At 42.2% G+C, this 20,583-nt stretch carries 20 protein-coding genes and 1 other RNA gene; 16 read left to right on the top strand and 5 right to left on the bottom strand.

Features of this window, described 5'->3' with window-relative positions:
* Both ACO05V_RS15065 and ACO05V_RS15060 read left to right on the top strand, forming a co-directional pair.
* The gene (locus ACO05V_RS15065; RefSeq protein ID WP_421853141.1) at positions 1-2,307 is read left to right on the top strand and encodes an ATP-dependent helicase; all 2,307 of its coding nucleotides are present in this window, start codon (positions 1-3) and stop codon (positions 2,305-2,307) included.
* Positions 2,308-2,317: 10 nt separating this feature from the next.
* A complete protein-coding gene (locus ACO05V_RS15060) occupies positions 2,318-3,274 on the top strand; it encodes an isopenicillin N synthase family dioxygenase (RefSeq protein ID WP_421853138.1) in 957 nt (318 codons plus the stop codon).
* A gap of 99 nt (positions 3,275-3,373) precedes the next feature.
* On the opposite strand, the gene ACO05V_RS15055 is transcribed toward ACO05V_RS15060, so the two are convergent.
* The 5 genes from ACO05V_RS15055 to ACO05V_RS15035 form a co-directional block, all read right to left on the bottom strand.
* Positions 3,374-4,132 (bottom strand): SDR family NAD(P)-dependent oxidoreductase, encoded by a 759-nt coding sequence (locus ACO05V_RS15055; RefSeq protein WP_421853135.1) that lies wholly within the window; start codon positions 4,130-4,132, stop codon positions 3,374-3,376.
* A gap of 163 nt (positions 4,133-4,295) precedes the next feature.
* On the bottom strand, positions 4,296-5,081 hold the full coding sequence (locus ACO05V_RS15050; RefSeq protein ID WP_421853132.1) for a class II glutamine amidotransferase: 786 nt from the start codon (positions 5,079-5,081) through the stop codon (positions 4,296-4,298).
* A gap of 78 nt (positions 5,082-5,159) precedes the next feature.
* Positions 5,160-6,827, bottom strand: a complete 1,668-nt coding sequence (locus tag ACO05V_RS15045; RefSeq protein WP_421853129.1) for a methyl-accepting chemotaxis protein — start codon at positions 6,825-6,827, stop codon at positions 5,160-5,162.
* A 316-nt stretch (positions 6,828-7,143) separates the two neighbouring features.
* Positions 7,144-7,557 (bottom strand): phosphoribosyl-AMP cyclohydrolase, encoded by a 414-nt coding sequence (hisI, locus tag ACO05V_RS15040; RefSeq protein ID WP_421853126.1) that lies wholly within the window; start codon positions 7,555-7,557, stop codon positions 7,144-7,146.
* Positions 7,554-8,447 (bottom strand): 6-carboxytetrahydropterin synthase, encoded by an 894-nt coding sequence (locus tag ACO05V_RS15035; RefSeq protein ID WP_421853123.1) that lies wholly within the window; start codon positions 8,445-8,447, stop codon positions 7,554-7,556. Before ACO05V_RS15035 ends, hisI begins: the two co-directional genes overlap by 4 nt.
* Before the next feature lie 221 nt (positions 8,448-8,668).
* Between ACO05V_RS15035 and ffs the strand changes: the two genes are divergently transcribed.
* The 14 genes from ffs to ACO05V_RS14965 all read left to right on the top strand — a co-directional run bounded on the left by ffs (position 8,669) and on the right by ACO05V_RS14965 (position 20,328).
* Positions 8,669-8,765, top strand: an RNA gene (gene ffs, locus ACO05V_RS15030) — signal recognition particle sRNA small type.
* Positions 8,766-8,857: 92 nt separating this feature from the next.
* Positions 8,858-9,157 carry a hypothetical protein gene (locus ACO05V_RS15025; protein WP_421853120.1) on the top strand — a complete coding sequence of 100 codons (300 nt, stop codon included), beginning with the start codon at positions 8,858-8,860 and terminating at the stop codon, positions 9,155-9,157.
* Positions 9,158-9,649: 492 nt separating this feature from the next.
* Positions 9,650-10,267, top strand: coding sequence for a hypothetical protein (locus tag ACO05V_RS15020; RefSeq protein WP_421853117.1), 618 nt, complete (start codon positions 9,650-9,652; stop codon positions 10,265-10,267).
* Positions 10,268-10,399: 132 nt separating this feature from the next.
* The gene (locus ACO05V_RS15015; RefSeq protein WP_338269659.1) at positions 10,400-11,611 is read left to right on the top strand and encodes an IS256 family transposase; all 1,212 of its coding nucleotides are present in this window, start codon (positions 10,400-10,402) and stop codon (positions 11,609-11,611) included.
* Positions 11,612-11,927: 316 nt separating this feature from the next.
* Entirely contained in the window at positions 11,928-12,164 is a 237-nt protein-coding gene (locus tag ACO05V_RS15010; protein WP_421853114.1) for a hypothetical protein, read from the top strand.
* A gap of 264 nt (positions 12,165-12,428) precedes the next feature.
* Positions 12,429-12,995: a hypothetical protein gene (locus ACO05V_RS15005; RefSeq protein WP_421853111.1), complete on the top strand. Its 567-nt coding sequence runs from the start codon at positions 12,429-12,431 to the stop codon at positions 12,993-12,995.
* Between the two features lie 1,305 nt (positions 12,996-14,300).
* Positions 14,301-15,107, top strand: coding sequence for a hypothetical protein (locus ACO05V_RS15000; RefSeq protein WP_421853107.1), 807 nt, complete (start codon positions 14,301-14,303; stop codon positions 15,105-15,107).
* A 225-nt stretch (positions 15,108-15,332) separates the two neighbouring features.
* A complete protein-coding gene (locus ACO05V_RS14995; protein WP_421853104.1) occupies positions 15,333-15,875 on the top strand; it encodes a hypothetical protein in 543 nt (180 codons plus the stop codon).
* 314 nt (positions 15,876-16,189) lie between these two features.
* Positions 16,190-16,564 (top strand): hypothetical protein, encoded by a 375-nt coding sequence (locus ACO05V_RS14990; RefSeq protein WP_421853102.1) that lies wholly within the window; start codon positions 16,190-16,192, stop codon positions 16,562-16,564.
* A gap of 170 nt (positions 16,565-16,734) precedes the next feature.
* Entirely contained in the window at positions 16,735-16,938 is a 204-nt protein-coding gene (locus ACO05V_RS14985; protein ID WP_421853099.1) for a hypothetical protein, read from the top strand.
* A 211-nt stretch (positions 16,939-17,149) separates the two neighbouring features.
* Positions 17,150-18,001: a tyrosine-type recombinase/integrase gene (locus ACO05V_RS14980; RefSeq protein WP_421853096.1), complete on the top strand. Its 852-nt coding sequence runs from the start codon at positions 17,150-17,152 to the stop codon at positions 17,999-18,001.
* Positions 17,998-19,131 carry an IS91 family transposase gene (locus tag ACO05V_RS14975; protein ID WP_421853093.1) on the top strand — a complete coding sequence of 378 codons (1,134 nt, stop codon included), beginning with the start codon at positions 17,998-18,000 and terminating at the stop codon, positions 19,129-19,131. Before ACO05V_RS14980 ends, ACO05V_RS14975 begins: the two co-directional genes overlap by 4 nt.
* 317 nt (positions 19,132-19,448) lie before the next feature.
* Positions 19,449-19,781 (top strand): DUF6508 domain-containing protein, encoded by a 333-nt coding sequence (locus ACO05V_RS14970; protein WP_421853090.1) that lies wholly within the window; start codon positions 19,449-19,451, stop codon positions 19,779-19,781.
* Between the two features lie 109 nt (positions 19,782-19,890).
* Positions 19,891-20,328, top strand: a complete 438-nt coding sequence (locus ACO05V_RS14965) for a hypothetical protein (RefSeq protein WP_421853087.1) — start codon at positions 19,891-19,893, stop codon at positions 20,326-20,328.
* Positions 20,329-20,583: the final 255 nt, after the last annotated feature.

Here is a 20,583-nt window from a genome sequence, read left to right as displayed (position 1 = left end):
TTGACACAAGTACAGCCCAATACTGAGGTGACCACCTCGTTAACCGATGAGCAAAAGCTTGTTGTAAATCATGATCTCACGTCGCCAGCGAAAGTCATTGCCGTGGCTGGCGCGGGTAAAACCACCACGTTAATTTCTCGTATCGAGCATTTATTGGCTCAGGGTGTGGATCCGTCTCACATTGGCGTGTTTATGTTTAACAAAAGCGCGCAGGAAGAATTCTCCGAGCGTTTGAGCAAGCGACTCATGACTGCTGGGCATTTGCGTTCCCCCAGTGTGATGACCTTTCATGCCTTTGGGATGAAGTTCTGTCGTCGTTTGGAACAGCAAGGTTGGTTGTCTGCTGCCAAGCTCATTACCGACGATTTTAGCTTGGTAAAGATGTTACGCGAGGCCTTGCAGCGTCTGGTTCGCAATGGTGAGAAAATCGCTATTTTGGACGAGAAAGATTGGCTGGAAGACGTGCTGTTATTTGTCGATCAAGTGAAAGCTTCTGACCAACCCGCGCAGATCGTTTTTGAAGCTTTGGGCTGGTCCAGCGAGCGTAAGTTTTTCCCAGCGTTATACGATGAGTTAGAGAAGCTACGCAAACGTAATAACATCCGCTTTTTTGCCGATTTGCTCAGCGACCCTTATGAATTGCTCAGTCAATTAGAGAATGAGGAACGCGTGAGAGTACGTGGCCTAGTGCCAGATTTCCGCTACTTATTAATCGACGAATTTCAAGACATCAATCCTTGCCAATACGAGCTATTAAAATTGCTTTATCCTGCGCCTTGCCAATGGATGATTGTGGGCGATGTGCAACAGTGTATTTATGAATGGCGCGGTGCTAGTCCAGAGATTATGGCGAGTCAGTTTGATCAAGACTTTGCCAATGTGGTCACGTATCCGTTAAGTACCAGTTTTCGTTTTGGCCATGCCGTCGGTTTAATGGCGTCGAGCTTGATCAGTGAAAACGATCCTGATGCCTTGGTAATTGGTGCCGGTGAACGCACGCGAGTGTCTTTTGCCCGCGCACCGAAGACAGGCAAAGCCTTGTTGGGCGAGCTGAAATCTTGGGTGGAAGAAGGTCGTGCATTGAGCGATACCGCGGTGCTGGTGCGCTTGTACAGTGACATGGTTCCAGTGCAATTAGCCTTGATGCACAAAGGCGTGCCGTATCAATTGCATGGTGATTCGCCGCTATTAGAAAATCGTCAGATTCGCATGCTAATGGCGTATCTTGCGGTGATTGCTGGTGGCTTGGAAAATACCAGCACGTTTTTTCATCCCGAGGATATCGAATACTTGCTAATGATTCCGAGCCTTGGCGGTTCGCTGGCACAACGTAAAACCTTGATCCAACAAGCCAAACAATCACCGCATTTGCTGCCACAGATTATCGAATCCGTTGCTGACGCGACAGATGGTTGGCGCGCCAAAAAACTCTACGAGCGTGCTGACTGGTTGCGCAGCCTTGGTATTTATCGCACCGATCCGGCGCAAGGCTTGGCGCATACATTGGAGAAGTTAGGCATTTATCGCTACTTCGAAAGCACCAGCAGCAAAGATATCCAGACTCAAGAGAAAATCGCTACCTGTGATGCCTTTATGGCGTATGTGCATGGTGTTGGCGGCGATGCCAAATCGATTTTAGAACAACTCGCCACCTTGAATGAAAAACAAACGGACGATGTGCATGGCGTGCATTTGATGACGATTCACAAGTCGAAAGGCTTGGAGTTCGACCAGGTATTATTGTCAGGCTTACAAGAAGGGCGCTTCCCTTATTACGATGAAGACTTAAGCGTCATTGATAAACAAGCCGCCAGTGATATGGCGTCGGAGCGACGTTTGTTTTATGTGGCCATAACGCGGGCAAAACAGAAATTAGTTCTGCTCGAATCCCCAAGTGCTGATGAGCACAAACGTATGAAGCAGGGTGATATTCCCCGAGCGGCACTAAAGAGCTTGTCCTTATCGCGTTTTGTGTTTGAAGCACAACCGTATGCGGTGAGTCGTATTTGCGAAGCTTGGTATGTCGAAAATGTTGGCACGCCAATTGATACGGAGAAAGGTTCGGTGTTTCAGCGCTATTTAAATGCGGTTGATCCTTCTCCGTCGCTGACCTTTCGTCATCGCGTTGAAGGAAAGAGCCTTTTGCAGCCCGGCGACAAAGTTCGCCACGATCAGTTCGGTCAAGGTGTTGTCGTACGACAAGAGCAAGACGCCAAACAAATGATTTTTGTGGATTTTGGCGAAGTGGGTCTAAAACGCTTTAATCCCAAGCACACACAACTTATTAAACTGTCTTCCAGAGCCTAAGGAACGCGTAATGTCCATTCCATTGATTGATTTCTCTAAACTGATTCACGAGAGCGAGTCTGTCCGTCAGACTGAAATTAAAGCCTTAGATAAGGCGTGCCGTGAGATTGGTTTCTTCTACCTTACCAATACAGGCATTCCGAAAGAATTGATGGCAGCGCTAATGCGCGAAGCCAAGCGATTTTTTAATCAGCCGCAAGATGTGAAAAACGCCATCGACATTAAAAACAGCATTAATCATCGCGGTTACGGCAATATTGGCGAAGAGCAGCTCGACGAAATTGGTCATGCGGATTGGAAAGAAACCTTTGATATGGCGTTGGACTTTCCTACAGACCACCCTTTGGCGATTAAATATCCGACGGCTTACGGCCCTAATCAAAATCCAAGTGATCCAGCAACAGTTGAAGTACTGCAAGAATACTATGTAGAGGCTTTTCAAGTAGCACAAAAACTACTGACTGCTATGGCGCAAGCGCTGTCTTTGGAAGACGATTTCTTTGTGCGTGGCTTTAAAGATCACGTGACCGTGTTGCGCATGATTCATTATCCGCCGCGTCCAGCCAACGATCATGACAATGGTGCCGGTGCGCATACGGATTACGGTTGTGTCACCTTGCTACTGCAAGATCAAATAGGTGGCTTACAAGTGAAGAACCGCAAAGGCGAATGGGTCGATGCGACGCCAATCGACAATGCCTTAGTGGTGAATATCGGTGACTTAATGCAGCGTTGGACCAACGACGAATACGTCTCAACTGCACACCGTGTGCGTGCATCTTTGCCAGATGTGCATCGGTACTCGTTCCCATTCTTTGTGGAGCCAGACTACGAAACCAATGTTGAGTGCGTTCCCAGCTGCGCGACCACAGAAAGCCCTGCGAAATACGACGCTATTTTAAGCGGTGACTGGATTCAGTCACGTTTTGATGCGACTTACGCTTATCGAGAAAAAGAGAGCGCATAAAAGAAGGACGCATAAATAGTATCGCAATAAAAAACCTCACCTTGATCCAAGATGAGGTTTTTTTGTTTTATCGCTTAGTAACAAGCTATCTAGGTAGATTTACTGTGCGAGGTAACCACCGTCTACAGGATAATAGGATGCAGTAACAAAAGACGCCGCATCGCTGGCTAACCAAGCCACAAGGTGAGCAACTTCTTCTGGTTTACCAAGGCGTTTCATTGCGTGTTTTTCAGCGAGCATGTCTAGTGTCTCTGCATCTAAATGTTCATCGACCAAAGGCGTATGAATAAAGCCAGGTCCGACAGCGTTTACACGAATGTTGTCCTCTGCGTGCTCAACCGCAGCGGCTTTGGACATGCCAACCACGCCATGTTTTGCGCTGACGTAAGCCGGTGAGCCTGGGAAAGCTACTTGGCCAAGGATGGATGCCATGTTGATAATGCTGCCAGAACCATTTTTACGCATGGCAACAATGGCTTCGCGCTGGCAATAAAAAACACCGTTGAAGTTCACATCAATCACTTTTAACCAATCTTCTGTGGTGTAATCGCCAGATTTGCAAGCTGGGCCACCAATGCCTGCGTTGTTGACCGCGATGTCTAGACTGCCAAGTTGCTTAACCGTTTCATCCATAGCAGCTTTGACAGATTCTGGATCGCTGACATCGACTTTGATGGTGATGCATTTCACATCGTATTTGCTGATAGATTGCTTGGCTTTTTCTAATGTTTCTTCGTGTAGATCCCAAATAGCGACATCGGCACATGAATATGCTAATAACTCGACACAGGCTAAACCAATCCCTGATGCGCCGCCTGTTACCATGGCTTTTTTATTGCTTAGCTGGTAGTTGATCATGTTAGCTCCTTTAAATTGAATCAATACAATTGAATAAATTACCTCATAAGGGTAACAGTCAAATGTTTAAGCAGCATGATGTTGGTCAAAGGAAGTAGGAATACAAAGAGGCAATAATATGAATGCAAAGGTCTCGAAGATAAATTAATTATTAAAATGACCGCTAGGCGGTCATTTTTAACAGTTCAGACAAAGGTTGGATTTGGTAGTTTTGGCCTTTTATTTTGGCAATATGTCCCGCAGGCACTTGAGTCCAGCTGTCGCTGCAGTGATCGAGTGGTTCCGAGCCAATCACGATGTGCTTTTCAAATTGCTTGCAATACAAACTTGGCGCCAGTTCATCACTGGAAAAGCGTATCGCGGTGATTTCTTCCCCGTCTGAAAAAACCGCCGTGAAGCGCAGCGGGTCTTTTATATTCTTCTGTTTCATCATATCCATAATTTGCGCCAGAGTTTCTTCAATGGCTTTTTCTGGATTAGTTTCTAAACCGTTGGCGATCATCAATAAGAAAATAACTTCAGAGTCTGTCGCGCCATGACGATGGCTATAAAGATGCTCTGGAATCAAGCGATCCAACTGCCAGCGCAAAGACTCATAGCCGCCAATTTGCCCGTTGTGCATGAATAACCAGTTCTTGTAACTGAATGGGTGGCAATTTGAGCGGTTGGTTTCTGTGCCAGTAGAAGAGCGAACGTGTGCGAAAAACAAGCCACTTTTGATGTGTCGCGCTAAGCTTTTTAAATTGCTATCACTCCATGCAGGCAACACTTCATGGTAAAGGCCTGGCTCTTCACGTTCATCGTACCAACCAAGACCAAAGCCATCAGCGTTCACTGTGACTTCCGATTTTCTGGCGCTTAAGCTTTGATGAATTAAAGAATGCTCTTGTTTAAAGAGTAATGACTCAAGGTAAACCGCATCACCTTGATACGCCATCCAACGACACATGATTTTCTCCTAGGAATGAAAAGGGGAAGTGAGTGACTTCCCCTGAAATCTTAATCTAAACAGTATACTGCTGTAGCTCTATACTTTGAAATAGCTGATTTTTGTCGACAATTGTGTGGCTAATGAAGCTAGCTGTCCAGCTGAGTTGCTGATCGAATGAATCGATTTCGTGGTACGTGAAGCAATCTCGGTAATGTTTTCAACGTTGCGGCTTACTTCAGCGGTTACTGAGGCTTGTTCTTCGGCGGTTGCTGAAATTCTATCGTTCATATCGCGAATCTTAGACACAGATTGGTTGATGTGGCGCAGCGATTCTTCTTCGTGTTTCACTTGATTCACCGCATCGGTAGAGCGCTGATGGCTAGACGTCATGGCTTTCACGGCCGAGCTGGTGCCGCTTTGTAAGAGAGCGATCATTTTCTCGATTTCTTGTGTGGCGTTTTGTGTGTTCAGTGCAAGATGACGCACTTCATCGGCCACCACGGCAAAGCCGCGACCTTGTTCACCGGCTCGCGCGGCTTCAATCGCGGCGTTTAGGGCGAGTAGGTTGGTTTGTTCGGCAATCCCTAGGATAACGTTAAGGATATTGCTGATTTCTTTGGTGTTAGATTGCAGTTCATTAATGGTATCCGCAGAACTGGAAATCTCAGATGCTAGCTCCTGAATGCTGAGGATTGTTTTCGTAACGATGGCTGTGCCTTCGTTTGCTGCGTTCTCGGCATCGTGGGCTGCTTGGCTTGCATCTGTGGTGGATTCAGACACATGAACGGCAGTCCCTTGTATTTCTTGTATTGCCTGAGAAATGAAGTTGGTCTCTTCTTGCTGACGGTCAACCATCTCGGAAGATTCATCGGTAATGCGGTTTAGATCATTGGCGGCATTGGTCAGCATCGAACTGGATTCTGCCACATCGTGCAAAATACTGCTCAGTTGTGTTACCAGCTTATCCATTGCGGTTTCCAGCATGCCGATTTCGTCTTTGCGTGTGCCGGAGATTGTGCTCTGATTCAAATTTCCTGAGGCAATGTCTTCGGCACGGCGTACTGCTTTAATTAACGGTCGACAAATGCCGTTTACAATAAAAATACTGAAAACCAGACCTATCGCAATTAATACCACCGCTAAAACGCCACTGGTGTAAATGGTTTGATCTAACTTTTGATTTTGGTTTTCGGCAACGGCGCTACTGTATTCATTGATAGAGACAATAATCGCCTCCATTTGCTGGTTTACTGTGGTTAAGCTTTCATCAGCAGTGCGTCGAAATTTATTCGCCTTCATGGTGTTGAGTTTTACCCACCAGCTGTAAGTCTCTGTACTGGCTTCTAAGAAGATGGCTTGTTGCTTTTCTAGGGCTTTGATCTGTTCTAGTAGGCTTTCTAACCCGTCATGTTTTGGCATGTTGGCTAGAATGCTTTTGACATTTTCTATGCTAGTAACCAGCTCTCCCGTGTAGGTTTTGAATTTATCAGCCGACTCTTCAATTTGTTCTGTACCGTAACCAACAATGGTTTTGGCAATAGAGACTTGGAAGTAACCACGCTCAAACTCAACGGATTGCTGTAATAAAAGCTGACGGCTTTTTTCTAAATTTTTAACCAGTTGAAGACTTTGGGAGGAAAGACTTTGTAATTCTGAAGACACGGATTTACTAGTGAGTGCGGAGCTAACGCTCATGCCAACAATGACTAACGAAAAGAGTGCAATAAGAGAGAGTATTTTGGTGCGTACGGACATGTTTAACATAGTAAACCTTATGAGTTAAGAATGTTGGTCGATATCTCATTTCAGCAATACCTATGCCAATTGCGTTCCCTTGGTTCGAGTGAAGCGCTTTAAGTGGTTATTGCGTTTGATTTAGCGTTTTTTAAGATTGAATTATGGCGAAAAGGTTACTTTTTTGAGATGTCTAAATTTTATTGTTTTTTAATTGCTCAGCTTGAACTGCACAATTTTCATGAAGTGTGCAAGAAAAGCTAACAAGACCTAAGGTAACTCGAAAAGGAGGGAGAAGCATAGTGGTTTTTACCAAAATGCTTCATTATTGTGCGTTATTTTTATCTTATTTGCTCTTCAATGGTGCGGAGCTAATAACCACGTCATTACCTTCAACGGTAAAAAAGAAGCAATCGCGTCGATTTGTATGACAAGCAGGGCCTTGTTGATCCACTTTGACAAGAATGGCGTCGCCATCACAATCAAATGACATAGAGACCAAGGTTTGGCGATGCCCAGAGCTTTCGCCTTTGCGCCAGTAGGTTTGGCGTGAACGAGACCAATAACATACGTGACCTGTTTCTAGGGTTTCACGAATGGATTTCTCGTTCATGTATGCCAGCATCAAAACTTCGCCAGTATCATGTTGCTGTGCGATTGCTGCGACCAAGCCATGCTCGTCTGTTTTCAAATTCGCTAATACTGTGTCTAGGGATAGCTTTTCGCCTTTGGCGAGATTTTCGTATTCTTTTAAGCTCATGTTCTTGCCTTTATTTTTTCTGAAATTGCGCCTTTGCCGATGCCTTCAAAGCCGTGGGCTTCAATATGCGTACCTGGATTCTCTTCTGCCAATACGTCAGCAATATGGGCGGAAAGCGATTCAACCGTTGTATCGCAATCCAACATGTAAACTTGATTGCTGTCTATTTTTAGCTCAAACAAACCTTGTTGGCTGATATAGCTAAAGTAGTGATAGTCCACACCGTTTTCTGTGACTTGGTTAATCAAATCTTCTTGAGTGCCTAAATAGATATCTTCCCAACGCTTTGCCCAATCGTGTTCCATGGCGGCATTACGTGCGCCATCAGCATATATTTCAACTGTAGAACGATGGCCATGAGCAATCCGCTGGCAATTGCCTGCGTGTTTTTTCAAGCCATGGCTGTATTGGTATTGCGCGCCAGTAATTTGCTCTGGTGAAAAACGCACGCTAACGGCCTCTAATTCCGCAGGCAGCAGATTCAGGATTTGCGACTCAACCCATTTAGCGACGGCTTCTGGTGTGACTTCTGTCATTGGCAATACGCAAATCGCTTGAGTCGGCGCATCGCACTGAAATACGCGTTTGTCGTCAGTGGCTTCTTTATTGTTTACATGACTATGATCGAAGTGAAAAGAAACGCGATCATCAGCCAATGGCGTAAGTGTTGATCCGCTGTGTTTGGCAGGAATCGCCAGCATGTGATCAATGTTGTCATCGAGCCATTTCTTGATTTGCTTTTTGACGATACTGAAATCACAAATCATGCTTTCATCGTTTAACTTGCCGGTCAGAACAATGTCTGTTTTCCAGCTTTCACCCAACAAACCACGCTTGGCATCAAAATAGGAAAAATCCACGTGGGTTAGGTTCTTTACAAATAGCTTCAACTCGCTACTCCTATGATTCTGAATGGCGCGTATCTTACCGTAAATAGAAGCGGCGTTATAGCTTGATACTAAGAAGCAAAAGAGCAGAGAAGAAGTTGAAAAGGGCAGTGATAAGCGCCAATTCATAAGTATTTGAAAATACATAAGAAAGGCGGTTGATATTTCGATTTTGCTGCGTATAATTGCGCCCCAAGGTCAACAAGCCTCCTTTATGGTGTCTCTGCTGGTCCCCTCGCAACGATAAACCGTTAATCTGGTCAGGTCCGGAAGGAAGCAGCCACAGCGGTGGACTTGTGTGCCGAGGTGCGGCTGGTAGAGATGCCACCTTAATCTCCCCAAAGTTCTAAACTCTCCCTTTTTTAAATCATTTTTATTTCATTCTTTAATGCCTTTATAAATCTCCTCACGATTTGCCATTACGTTTTTTTGGTGCTGTCACACCGACTCGAACTTGTCCGTCTTTGCGACTGATATTTAATTTCACCACGGTAAAACCGACCAACCCGCACCTGCCAATATTTCAGCCCAAAGCCAACTGGACAAACAACAACACAGGGGAAGAACACACCGTACAAGTCGGCACCGCACCGTATAAGAAACTACGCCAAAGCTACGACAACCCAACCACCGCCCAACAAGCCTGCCAAGACGACCTCATCAAAAGCCAACGCCAAGGCTCCAGCGTCACACTAGACGCACTTATTTACTAGGTAAGGGCAACCAAAACTCGTCGCAGAAGGTATCCTCACCCTAAACGGCACCTTCCCACCCGAAATGAAAGGCAACTTGTCCATCGACAAAGTCACCGCCCGAGGCGACAGCAAAGCAGGGTATCGGTGTAGTGTTGTGGTTAGTGAAGTTGTTTGATTTTGTGGGGATTAATGTATGCATATACAGTTAATTTTTGAAGTGATCTCATTTTTGCGCGTTAGACATTTTAAATAATCCGATTGTGCGCGCTTTGTGCTGGTAGGAAACGACAAAGTCTTTTAGTATCAATGGATAAGAATATCCGCACCAGAAATAACGCGCTGTGGATAAATGTGTAAACGCGCATGCTCGTTTTTCCAGTTTCAATTTCTGTGAATAGCTTTATATAATTTTTATTATTCAATGATTTGTAAGGTTTTTGGGAAGGTCTTGGGATTGTTTAAACGCGGATGCGCACTATTAAAATGTTATGGCTCAAGAGAGAGTAATCAATGAACTGGTTGGATGCCGTAGTAAAACTAATTGATAATTTAGTGTGGCCAATCGTCATATTGATTGTTTTCTTCTCATTGCGAAGTGAGTTCGCAAAACTACTTGGGAGGATTACAAAGTTATCGCATAAAGATAGTGTGGTTGAACTTTCAGAAGAGAGGATAATGGAACTCGCTTTCGAGAAGCGAGACGAAATTGAAAAACTCCAGCAAGTTGGCAACGATGATAGTATCAGGCCGGTAAGTGAAACTGAGTCATACTTAAGGGATGTTTATAGGGAATTACTGTATTTTGCTGAGAGCGACCCAAGCAGATCAATTTGGAATGCCTTTTTCCATATAAGGAAGGCAGGGAAATTGGCAGTTCTAAGGCATAGCCCAAAACTTGATGAAAAGCTGATAAGGTCAGATCAAAATATTCTCAAATACTTACGAAAGTTTCAAATATTAGATACTGAGGAAGCAAAGCAATTCAGCGAGCTGTGCGAATTAAAAAGCAAGGCATTACATGGAGCAGGAATTTCCTCTGAAAATCACGAAATAGGTTCACGTGTAGCAACAAATTATGCAGAGCTTAGCGTATTAATTCTGAGAACGTTAAATGAGCACAAGCCATAACAAACATAGTCAGGTCGACATTTATTCCGGCGCTCGTTTTTATGCCGGTCGCTACGCTGGAGACTGTAACTAATTTTGTGTAACTACCTATCACAACATATTCTATAGAGAATTAAGGATAGGTAGATGCAAATGAACCAAAAAGAACTGGAAGCCTTCGCAAAAGAAGCCGCCAAAGGCATTAAAACGCCTGAGGATCTTAACGAATTTAGCCAAATGCTGAAGAAGATTACCGTTGAGGCGGCCTTGAATGCAGAGATGGATGAGCATCTGGGTTACGAGAGACATCAAAAATCCTCGTCAACCAACAGTCGTAATGGTAAGAACAGTAAGCGTATTAAGACGGAAGATGGTGAGTTTGAACTGGATACGCCTCGTGACCGCGAAGGTTCTTTTGAACCAAAGCTGGTCAAAAAGCACCAATCCCGCTTTACTTCCATGGACGATAAAATCCTATGGCTCTACGCGCAAGGTATGAGCACCCGAGACATCGTCAATGCCTTCGATGAATGGTACGGTGCTGAGATATCTCCGACACTGGTATCACGTGTTACCAACGCGGTGATCGAGCAAGTAACTGAATGGCAAGCACGCCCCTTGGATGCCATCTATCCCATTGTGTATCTTGATTGTATTGTGTTGAAAATCCGCCAAGATAAGCGTGTTATCAATAAATCGATTTTCTTGGCACTCGGTATCAACACCGACGGTCATAAAGAACTCATGGGCATGTGGATTGCTGAGAACGAAGGGGCTAAGTTCTGGCTAAACGTCCTCACTGAGCTTCAGCAGCGTGGTGTAGAAGATATTCTCATCGCTTGTGTTGATGGTCTAAAAGGCTTCCCAGAAGCCATCAATGCCGTTTTCCCACAAACCAGCATTCAACTGTGTATCGTGCATATGGTACGCAACTCATTGAAGTATGTATCATGGAAAGACTACAAAGCGGTGACGGCGGACTTAAAGCAAGTTTACCGCTCTGCAACGGAAGAAGAAGCCTTGTTGGAGTTAGATCGTTTCGCAGGCGTCTGGGACGATCAATACCCGCAAATCACCAAATCGTGGCGCAATCACTGGCATAATCTTAATACACTGTTTAGTTACCCTGACGATATCCGCAAAGCGATCTACACAACGAACGCTATTGAATCACTGAACAGTGTCATCCGTAGAGCCATTAAAAAACGTAAAGTCTTCCCAAGCGACGATTCTGCGAGGAAAATGGTTTATCTTGCCATTAGAGAGGCCAGTAAAAAATGGACAATGCCCATTCAAAACTGGCGCCAAGCGATGAGTCGATTTATTATTGAGTTCGAGGAGCGACTCGAAAAGCACCTTAACTAAATGGTAGTTACACAGAATCTGTTACAGGGTCCTACGCTGGCATAAAAACAATCACATACATAAATGCGCCTGCTATGGGCGTTACTCTTCCCATCCTCTCAAACAGTTCACTATTTTTTCTCCATTGACCCCCGCCCAATCTTGATCTAACATTCTCCTTGCATCGGCAAAATCAAGTGTCGGGAATCTCACCCCGTTTGTTACCGTAGCGGCCTAAAACACGCACCGCGTGTTTTTTTGTGGCCGGAGTCCGCCAGTTATGGTGGGTCTTTGTTGGGCCAGCTTCGGCTGGGTCGTATCCTAAGTTGGCAGTCAGATGAAAAACCTTCATTTACTCCAAGCAGCTCCACGAGCAAAATCAACCACAGATAACCTAGCGCTAGCGGATCGCTATTCCCTCCAAGGAAAGCAGCAGCTCAACAACATCGTCAAAATCATGCAGATACAAAGCGACCCCTTCGTCGTTCCATCAAAAGAACTCATCGACCTAATCCAAGCCGTCCGCACTTTCCTATCAAAAAAGCAAACCCAAATCGCCCAATTGGCTTTTTAATTCAGCTTTCTAATTCAACTCTCTAATTCAGCGTTCTAATTAAGTTAAGTCAGACTTGGTAAACGACAACATCACCCGCGTCAAAGACTTCGCTCAACGCAATTGTGTAGACTTCTAAGCCGCAAGTAACTAAAGCCTGCTTAAGTGGGCTTTAGTTGTTGTTTTTATTGGGGTAAGCGTTTTAGTATGAGTGCACTGCCTTTTCTAATAAAGAGAAGAGGGTACGTGCATGCGCACTATTAAACTGTTACGTGTAAGGAATGTATGAAAGTAGTATTTCAAAATTACGAAATATCAGTAAGGGATGAACCTACTTATACTCGTAATTCCACAGATAACGCACGCTCTTATAATAATGAGTATTGCCGTAGTGAAAAGTATCAGCATATTTCAGCCCATGGGATAACAGTTGGTGATATCGACTCTCAGCATTCATCGGCCATTATATTAGGAGTCGGAGGTGCTACAGGTATAAACAAAGATTCTGTGGCACATACTAGTGATACTTTGTACGTTGCGGCGGGAGATGCCGTATTCTCTTTAACTCTTCCGTCGCTTGAGCTTAAGTGGTGTAAAAAAGTTGATTTTGCAATTTGCTTTGGTGTTTATTGGATACAAGAAAAATCGTACTTAATAACATGGGGCGAGCTTAATGTTAGTTGCTTTAGCGAACATGGTAAGGAAATATGGAGCACGTCTGGGCCTGATGTTTTTACTGAAGCCTTTGAAGTGAAAGGTGACTATATAAAAGTAACGGACTTCAACAATGATATATTTTTCATAAATATTGAAAATGGTGAAATATCTAATAAAAACAATGAAATCACGTGAATTTGGAGTAGATGAAAAATAGCACCTAGCTTTCATCTGACCTCAAAAAGCTCCATGAGCAAAAACAACCACAGACAACCTTGCACTAGCGGAAAAAGACAGCTATTCCCTCCAAGGAAAGCAACTGCTCAACAACATTGTTAAATCCATGCAGATACAAAGCGACCCCGTCGTCGTTCCATCAAAAGAACTCATCGACCTAATCCAAGCCGTCCGCACTTTTCCTAAAAAAATAAACAAATCCAAATCGCCCAGCTAGTTTTTTAATTCAACTTTCTAATTCAACTCTCTAATTCAGGTAAGTCAGACTGGTAAACGACAACATCACCCGCGTCAAAAATTTCGCCCAACGCAGCTTTGTAGACTTCTAAGTGACAAGCAACTAAAGCCCACTAAGTGGGCTTTAGTTAGTTTACCGATTCTAGCTGTACGCTGGTAGAACTCCTGAATGGAATATTACCCATAGAGCAACCAGTAGAATGATAGCTAACCCGTTATTAGAAAAATCATCTATTCGACTCCCAATTAATGTCTGCCATTATCGTCAGACATTAATTTTATCGAATTTTTAAATCGCTTTTTCTACGTTTAATAGGAAAAAACGCTGTTAAGTGTGGCTAACTGCATTTTTGTCTAAGAAGGCTTTTAATTCATCTTGAAGTTCATATAAACACACAGCAATAATGTGCCAGATTGGCTTCTGGTATTTCTGCAATGTATTTTAGATTGGCAAGAAGTTGCTGTAATTGCTCCATATTGTCTTCTAGGTGTTGGATTTTTCCATTCCTTTAACGTGATTAATCATTACATTGCAGAAGGGCGTTTTGTACCAAAATGCTACAAAGCAGAGAGAATTTCTTTGCGAATGCTAAAAAATGCTAGATCGAAAATATGAGGTGTGTATTCTATTGAAAATTAAAGTGTTTTTTTATAGTTAAGCCAATTCATCATGGGGAACACAGAAAAACGACGATTTATCGAAGGAGTGTTCTCAGATTGAGCTGTTGTTGTGTTTTTATTTTTTATTAAATAAGTTTAAATAGATTGGTTTATGTGGAGGTGGGAGCGAGCTCGATTTTTAAAAGGTTAATTTTTTGGTCTTTCTGTAAGTCTGGTCTTAATCTAATGTAATTTATTTGGGTTAATTATCTCATATAAAAGCGGGTGTTAGGACAATGACAAGAAACATGCTATTTCAGAAAAGAGTAATCAATTGAATAGAATGTATCCCTAATAAGGAGGCTGCTTTCTTTTTAACTCAACTAACTTGATAGAAGATATTACTAAACATAAAAAGGGTAAACTATGAAAATTAGACATTCAGTCGTCAGTATTGTTTTAGGGGTATTTATATCTTATTGTTTTGCTCAAGAGGTGATTACGAATCCTATTGAAAAAGTTATTAAAACGATAAATGAAGATGGTAATAGGTTGTCTGATCTGACTATTAAGGTAGTGGATTTAGACAATGATAATGACGAAGATTATTTGTTTAGCTATATATGTGGTGAACCTATGTGTTTAAAAATTTATTTAAATGACAATGGGTTATATAAAAAAGTAATAGATGAGTTTGGGTATATAGAATTTGAATATTCAGATTCAATAAAAGGTGAAACTTCGAAATTAATTGTTAACTCTTTAACTCGTCATTGTTGTGGTGAAAGTCCTTTTCCTTCATATCGATCTTTTAGCTTTAGCAAAGATAATGTAATAATAGAAAATAACTATGTCTCTTATGATTATAAATCTTACAGTGATGAGGTTAAATATTTAACCTTAACCCCAAGTGAACTATTTAAAGATCCCTATGAAGTAAAAATCAATGCTGAGAATTACAATGCTAGATTTTCAGCAGACTTAGATTATCACAGTGCTGATTTTACTTGTTTTGAAAATACAAATGTAATAGCCCAATTAATTAAAGGGAAAGTAGTCAAAGTAATAGGCGAGTCCAAAGGCGATGATTATAAAGAAAGAACGTGGCTATATGTAGAAATACCTGATCAAGCAATAAAAATTAGTGATGTGTGCCCTTCACCTATTTCATATGATTTTAGCAATCAAAAACTAAATGCTTGGATAAGCAGTAAGTACGTAGAAAAAATATAAATTTCAAAAAAGTATAAATAAAGTACTGGGTTGTTAAGGGCATATTTGGTCTTAATTTGACTCTGATTAAAAATGAATTATTAAAAAATACGATAGTGTATTGGTTGCTGTCAGAAAATGTAGTGTATTTCAAAATTAAGGTCTTAATTAATTGATTTAATAGGCTTTTACAGCTATAAATAGCTAGTTTTTTAGACCTTCAATATTAAAATTAAGGATTGACATATGTATTTGAAAATTTTGTTTTTAAGTTTTTTTGTTCTACTTGCCGGATGTGCAGGTCAAATGAAAAAAATTCCTGCATCTGCTGAGATTTCAGCATTCCATCTGAAAGAAGTGACCGTAAATCTGACATTTAATGGTAATGAAATTCCAGGTGATACGACATTCGCGTCTCAAGAAGAGTTTGCAAAAAACTTTGAAGACGATTTTGTTAAATACCTAAAAGAACAAAATATTTACTCCGCATCTTCACGTGAAGATGTCGCTGAGCTTTATATCACACTTGATTACACTCGAAATTATACCCATAACGGGAAAGCATTGATTCAGCCTTATGTATCTCATAATGTGAAAGTGTATTCTGGAGATAGTGAATTATTATCATTCGGAGTGTCTAATTATACGACTAAATATGACTATTTCACTCAATTCGCCGTAGTTACTCAGCGGTTAGCGTATGAATGGGATCAAGAAGATGAACCAAAAGAAATAGATTTAATTAGTAAAACGATTATCAATAACTTGAAAGAGAGAATGGATAAGTAAACAAATTTTAACAGGGTGGCTACCTTTCAAACCTAGTCAAATCAAGGGTTTTGGTGGTTGCTCTGCTCATTTTTCATCAAAAGAACTCATCGACCTAATCCAAGCCGTGTCATATACTATACAAAATCGTCCAACTAGCTCTTTAATTCAGGTAATCAGACTGGGTAAACGACAACATCACCCGCGTCAAAGACTTCTCTAACACAACTTTGTTTACATTTTAATGGAGAAAGCCTAATGAAATACGAGGTTAGTATATTGTGGCTTCTATTTAATTGATATAATGATTTTTTATTAAATAATAGGAAATGAAAATGAAAAGGATAGCTAGATCTTTTGCTTTAGTTGTTGGTGTCGCATTTTTAGTTGGTTGCGCAGGGCATAGTCTGACTAAGCAACAAAAGGTTGATATGTCTGTATATCAAGGTGAAATTGAAGTAGCTTGTAGTGAATCACCAAAAATGATTCAAAAATACAGTGACAAAGACCTTGCTACTATATGTAATGGTCATGCTGAGCGAGCCGTTGATAATATGGAATCGTATTATCTTTTATACAATGAAGATAAATTGATTTCTGATTGTGAAAATGAGAATGAATCGCTAGAGAATGAATGTATTTTGAAACATCAAAATAATCATTATTCTTCAGCGACTAATCAGTTTATTAAGAAAGTTTATCCAAAATAATAGCTATATCGTTTTTAAATGAAGGGCGATATTTCTATACTGGTTAGCAATATTTAATAGAAAAATCTCCTTTTATAAGCATATATCGAATTCAGGCCTATCCTTCCGATGGGCTTTTTCGTTTCTGGATTTCAATGTGTCAGAGTTGTTGATTTCATTAGTTTTGTAACATGGGAAATGCCCCCCGTCGTCGTTCCATCAAAAGAACTCATCGACCTAATCCAAGCCGGCCGTACTTTCCTAGCAAAAAAGCAACAGCAAATCGGACAACTGGCTTTTTAATTCAGCTTTCTAATTCAGGTAAGTCAGACTGGGTAAACGACAACATCACCCGCGTCAAAGACTTCGCCCAACGCAACTTTGTCGACTTCTAAGCGACAAGCAACTAAAGCCTGCGAAAGTGGGCTTTAGTTGTTGTTTGGACTGGTAGGAAACGAGAAAGTCTTTTAGTATCAATGAAACTTAAACGTGCATGCGTATTATTAAACTGTTGAACTAAGCCGCTTCGCGGGTCTTTTCTCAGTTTCCCCAATTCCCTCATTTAGAACCAAACTTAATCTTCCAATCAACAATGGAGGATTAGTTATGACCCTATTACGCCAGCAAGTTATAGACAGGATGACCCTAGAAGGTTTTTCTGTGTCTACGCAAAGAGCTTATTTATATCAATTAACGGAAGTGGCGAGGTATTTTCGAGTACCTCCAGATCAACTCAATCAAAACGATATCCAGCAATATTTGTTGTATCTAATTAGAGAACGAGGATGGAGCTGGTCAAGTTGCCGTCAAGCGTTACATGCTCTGAACTTTCTATACCGAAAAGTCGCGAACAAAATGATGCCATCGGTATCACTTCCTCACCCTAATAAATCTCAGAAAATTCCAGACTTGCTCTATCCAGATGAAGTGCAAGCGATGATCAGATGCTGTCAGCATCCAAAAGTGTATGTCGCCATGGTGTTGGCTTATACGACAGGGATGAGAATCAGTGAGGTTAATGAGCTGCGAGTCAATGATTTAGATCTTACCCATCACTGCATCAAAGTAAGGCAAGGTAAGGGGCAGCAAGATCGCTATGTTCTGTTTCCACAAAGCTTACAACAAGTGTTAGGTGCCTATTGGCAACGATATGAACCTTGCGATGTGGTGATTTATGGATTGGATAAGCACCGCCCTCTGCATAGTAAATACCTTCGATTAGAAACGAAAGAAGCCGCGAAACGAGCAGGGATTCAAAAATGCATTCGTTTTCATAGCCTGCGCCATGCGTTTGCTTGTCATCAACTGTTAGCTGGAATGCCGTTACCACGGCTGCAAGCCTTATTAGGCCATAAGCAGATACAAACCACGTTTCGTTATCTGCAATGGGTCGCGATGATGGATTTAAAGAGACGGGAGAGTGAAGATCTATTGCCATCCGACTGGTGGCCGTCATGAATGGGATAAGCCTAGCGAGCGTGATTCATTATTGTCACGAGCAACAACAGATACAGGCCAATGCGAGACAATGGCAGGTTCTACATCATATAGAAGACTGTCGAACCGAGCGCATGGGCACAGGTAAATATCAATGTCATGGCTGTGGTCACCATTGGTTTTGGCATCATAGTTGTCGAGATAGGCATTGCCCCCAGTGCCAAAAGAAGGCAAGCGAACAATGGCTATTGAGACAGGAAGAACGATGTTTGCCAGTACCATATTTTCACTTGGTTTTTACGCTGCCTCATGAGCTAAACGCTTGGATAGCCAAACACGATCGAGTCATTTATGACGCCTTGTTTCATGCTGCCTGGCGAGCGCTGAATGAGTTAAGTCAACGAAAACACAAAGGACGGGCAGGTATGACAGCAGTCTTGCATACATGGGGCCAAACATTGGTGCGACATGTTCACCTTCATGCCTTGGTTCCTTCTGGCGTGTATAGAGATCAAGGCTGGCATAGTCTGAGGAAACACTATTTTCTTCCAGTAAAGCTGTTATCAAATCGTTTTAGAGGTGCCATGGTCAGTCAACTAAGAGCCGCTTTTAGCGAAGGGTTATTGCCTGCGTTATCCAAGACGGAGGTGAGTCAGCTGCTGAATGTTTTGATGCAAAAGCCTTGGGTGGTCTATTGCAAATCAGCGCTTGAATATCGCTCGACCTTGGTGACGTATTTAGCACGCTATAGCCACCGTATTGCCTTATCTAACAATCGTTTCCAAGAGTGGGACAACGACAAAATCAGCCTTCAATATCGAGACTATCGCTCTGATAAACCGTCGGTTTTAACACTCACGCCACAAGAACTGGTAAGGCGTTTCTTACTCCATGTATTACCCAAAGGATTTATGAGAATCAGGCATTATGGCTATTTGTCTAATGCAATAAGAGCCAAGGTGAAGAGGCGGGTAGATAAGCAGTTAGACATGTACGAACCGCGAACCAAGGACGGCAGTGAAAAGGCAGCTAAATCAAGTTGCTCATGCCCTGCTTGTGGCGGGCGTGCTGTGATATATCTTGGCGATGTCTCTGGGAGTAAAGTGACAGAGCGGCTTCGCATCATACTGCCATGGGACAATGGCAGTTAGCGTTAGCACACGGAGAGATCAGAGTATAAAAACAGATCAGGTCATAAGGCCTGAGGGAATCGCTTGCCTCTTTGGTCAAATCGCGCTACAAAAGAGCAAATGAAGAACCAATATAACGGCGATCAAAGACGATCTGAAGCGGCATAGTCCAAACAGACGTTGGTATTAAGCGAGTTATTTAACAGGGATGTCCCATCATGAAAAAAGCAAATCCCCTATATAGACAACGCAGCCGTTCAACAGTGGGTTATAGCCGCAGCTACGCTGCCGTATAACCCTTAATTGTTATTGATACTAAAGTGGAGTCTGTTTTAAGCATGGATGAATTATTAAAATTATATAAAAATGCGAAATCAGAAGTTTCTAAAATTGAATGGACAGAACATCATCCCTTTTATCCTGACTCTATTTATCAGTTAATGAAAGCACTGGGGGAATCAAGTCTAATATTTTCTGACTATAGGAAATATAAACTTCCAGATGTGATAGCAGAATTAGACAATGCAAACTTTGAGCAGATTCAATGTGCAGTTACATTCATTGTGCGTAGCGAAAGGTGGGTAACAGGCTCTTGGAAAAAATATTTAGAAGATGGGAGGCTCGAAAAACTACTAGTACAGGCTTCAATTGTCTCATTCAAAAATGTATAACAAGCACATTAAATTTGCTCCTTATAGTCACCCGACTCTCGCAAGCTCGCGCGGTTTATGTGAGCGTTATGTGTTCGTATAGCTTAGGAAACTTAGATAGTATTTCGACATGAATATCGAAGACCTTAAGAAACAGATTGAGTTCATTACATCGTCCGAATATCACGATGGTGAATTTGGTCATGCCGTTGATGTAAATAGCTTTCCGAAAAAGTATAGGGAGGCAAACTTTCTAGAAAGCTATCTGCAGTTCCTAAGAGCTTTTGGCTATGGGGAGCTAGACAGTTCTTTCTACATTGAAGAGCAACCTCTTGAATGGAATGAGGTCTTCCCAAAAGAAAGAAACCATCTAATGGGCATGTGTATTTTTGCGACAGATCAAGGTGAGTATTGCTATGCATTCGATTCTAAGTCGAATTTTGAAGTAGTGGAAATTGCTGCCGATGGTGAGCTTTCAGAATCTACATTAGGCGATTTTCGGAAATTCATTGCAGACAAGCTAAATGACCTTGTTGATATAGTTAAATGGCGTCATGAGAACCTTTAAAAACACACATAACAAGCAGCAGCAACGGACTCGTCAAATTGTCACTTTTTGTGCAAAAGGCCGCACAAAAACCGCCAGTTTAACTCACCACTGTGCTGGGCGTTAAGTTTGGAGTTTGGGCTGCAGATGAAAATTAGCCCTTAATTCCCAAAAAACCAAATACCCCAAGCCCATCCTTCTGATGGGCTTTTTCGTTTCTGTCTTTCCATTTTTATCTAAAGAGTAATCATGCTTTAGATGATGTCGCTCGGTGGT

Origin of the sequence: Marinomonas sp. (genome assembly GCF_965225885.1) — a bacterium.
Taxonomy (GTDB): Bacteria; Pseudomonadota; Gammaproteobacteria; order Pseudomonadales; family Marinomonadaceae; genus Marinomonas.
Note: the sequence above shows the minus strand (reverse complement) of the source record. Positions and strands in the feature narration are given on the sequence as shown.

Bases quoted from the DNA above. Each gene is read 5' to 3' on its own strand.
- ACO05V_RS15055 (WP_421853135.1), bottom strand. From the start codon at position 4,132: ATGATCAACTACCAGCTAAGCAATAAAAAAGCCATGGTAACAGGCGGC.
- ACO05V_RS14995 (WP_421853104.1), top strand. From the start codon at position 15,333: ATGTATTTGAAAATTTTGTTTTTAAGTTTTTTTGTTCTACTTGCCGGA.
- ACO05V_RS15045 (WP_421853129.1), bottom strand. From the start codon at position 6,827: ATGTTAAACATGTCCGTACGCACCAAAATACTCTCTCTTATTGCACTC.
- ACO05V_RS15060 (WP_421853138.1), top strand. From the start codon at position 2,318: ATGTCCATTCCATTGATTGATTTCTCTAAACTGATTCACGAGAGCGAG.
- ACO05V_RS15020 (WP_421853117.1), top strand. From the start codon at position 9,650: ATGAACTGGTTGGATGCCGTAGTAAAACTAATTGATAATTTAGTGTGG.
- ACO05V_RS15050 (WP_421853132.1), bottom strand. From the start codon at position 5,081: ATGTGTCGTTGGATGGCGTATCAAGGTGATGCGGTTTACCTTGAGTCA.
- hisI (WP_421853126.1), bottom strand. From the start codon at position 7,557: ATGAGCTTAAAAGAATACGAAAATCTCGCCAAAGGCGAAAAGCTATCC.
- ACO05V_RS14985 (WP_421853099.1), top strand. From the start codon at position 16,735: ATGGGAAATGCCCCCCGTCGTCGTTCCATCAAAAGAACTCATCGACCT.
- ACO05V_RS15010 (WP_421853114.1), top strand. From the start codon at position 11,928: ATGAAAAACCTTCATTTACTCCAAGCAGCTCCACGAGCAAAATCAACC.
- ACO05V_RS15015 (WP_338269659.1), top strand. From the start codon at position 10,400: ATGAACCAAAAAGAACTGGAAGCCTTCGCAAAAGAAGCCGCCAAAGGC.
- ACO05V_RS14990 (WP_421853102.1), top strand. From the start codon at position 16,190: ATGAAAAGGATAGCTAGATCTTTTGCTTTAGTTGTTGGTGTCGCATTT.
- ACO05V_RS14970 (WP_421853090.1), top strand. From the start codon at position 19,449: ATGGATGAATTATTAAAATTATATAAAAATGCGAAATCAGAAGTTTCT.
- ACO05V_RS14980 (WP_421853096.1), top strand. From the start codon at position 17,150: ATGACCCTATTACGCCAGCAAGTTATAGACAGGATGACCCTAGAAGGT.
- ACO05V_RS14975 (WP_421853093.1), top strand. From the start codon at position 17,998: ATGAATGGGATAAGCCTAGCGAGCGTGATTCATTATTGTCACGAGCAA.
- ACO05V_RS14965 (WP_421853087.1), top strand. From the start codon at position 19,891: ATGAATATCGAAGACCTTAAGAAACAGATTGAGTTCATTACATCGTCC.
- ACO05V_RS15000 (WP_421853107.1), top strand. From the start codon at position 14,301: ATGAAAATTAGACATTCAGTCGTCAGTATTGTTTTAGGGGTATTTATA.
- ACO05V_RS15005 (WP_421853111.1), top strand. From the start codon at position 12,429: ATGAAAGTAGTATTTCAAAATTACGAAATATCAGTAAGGGATGAACCT.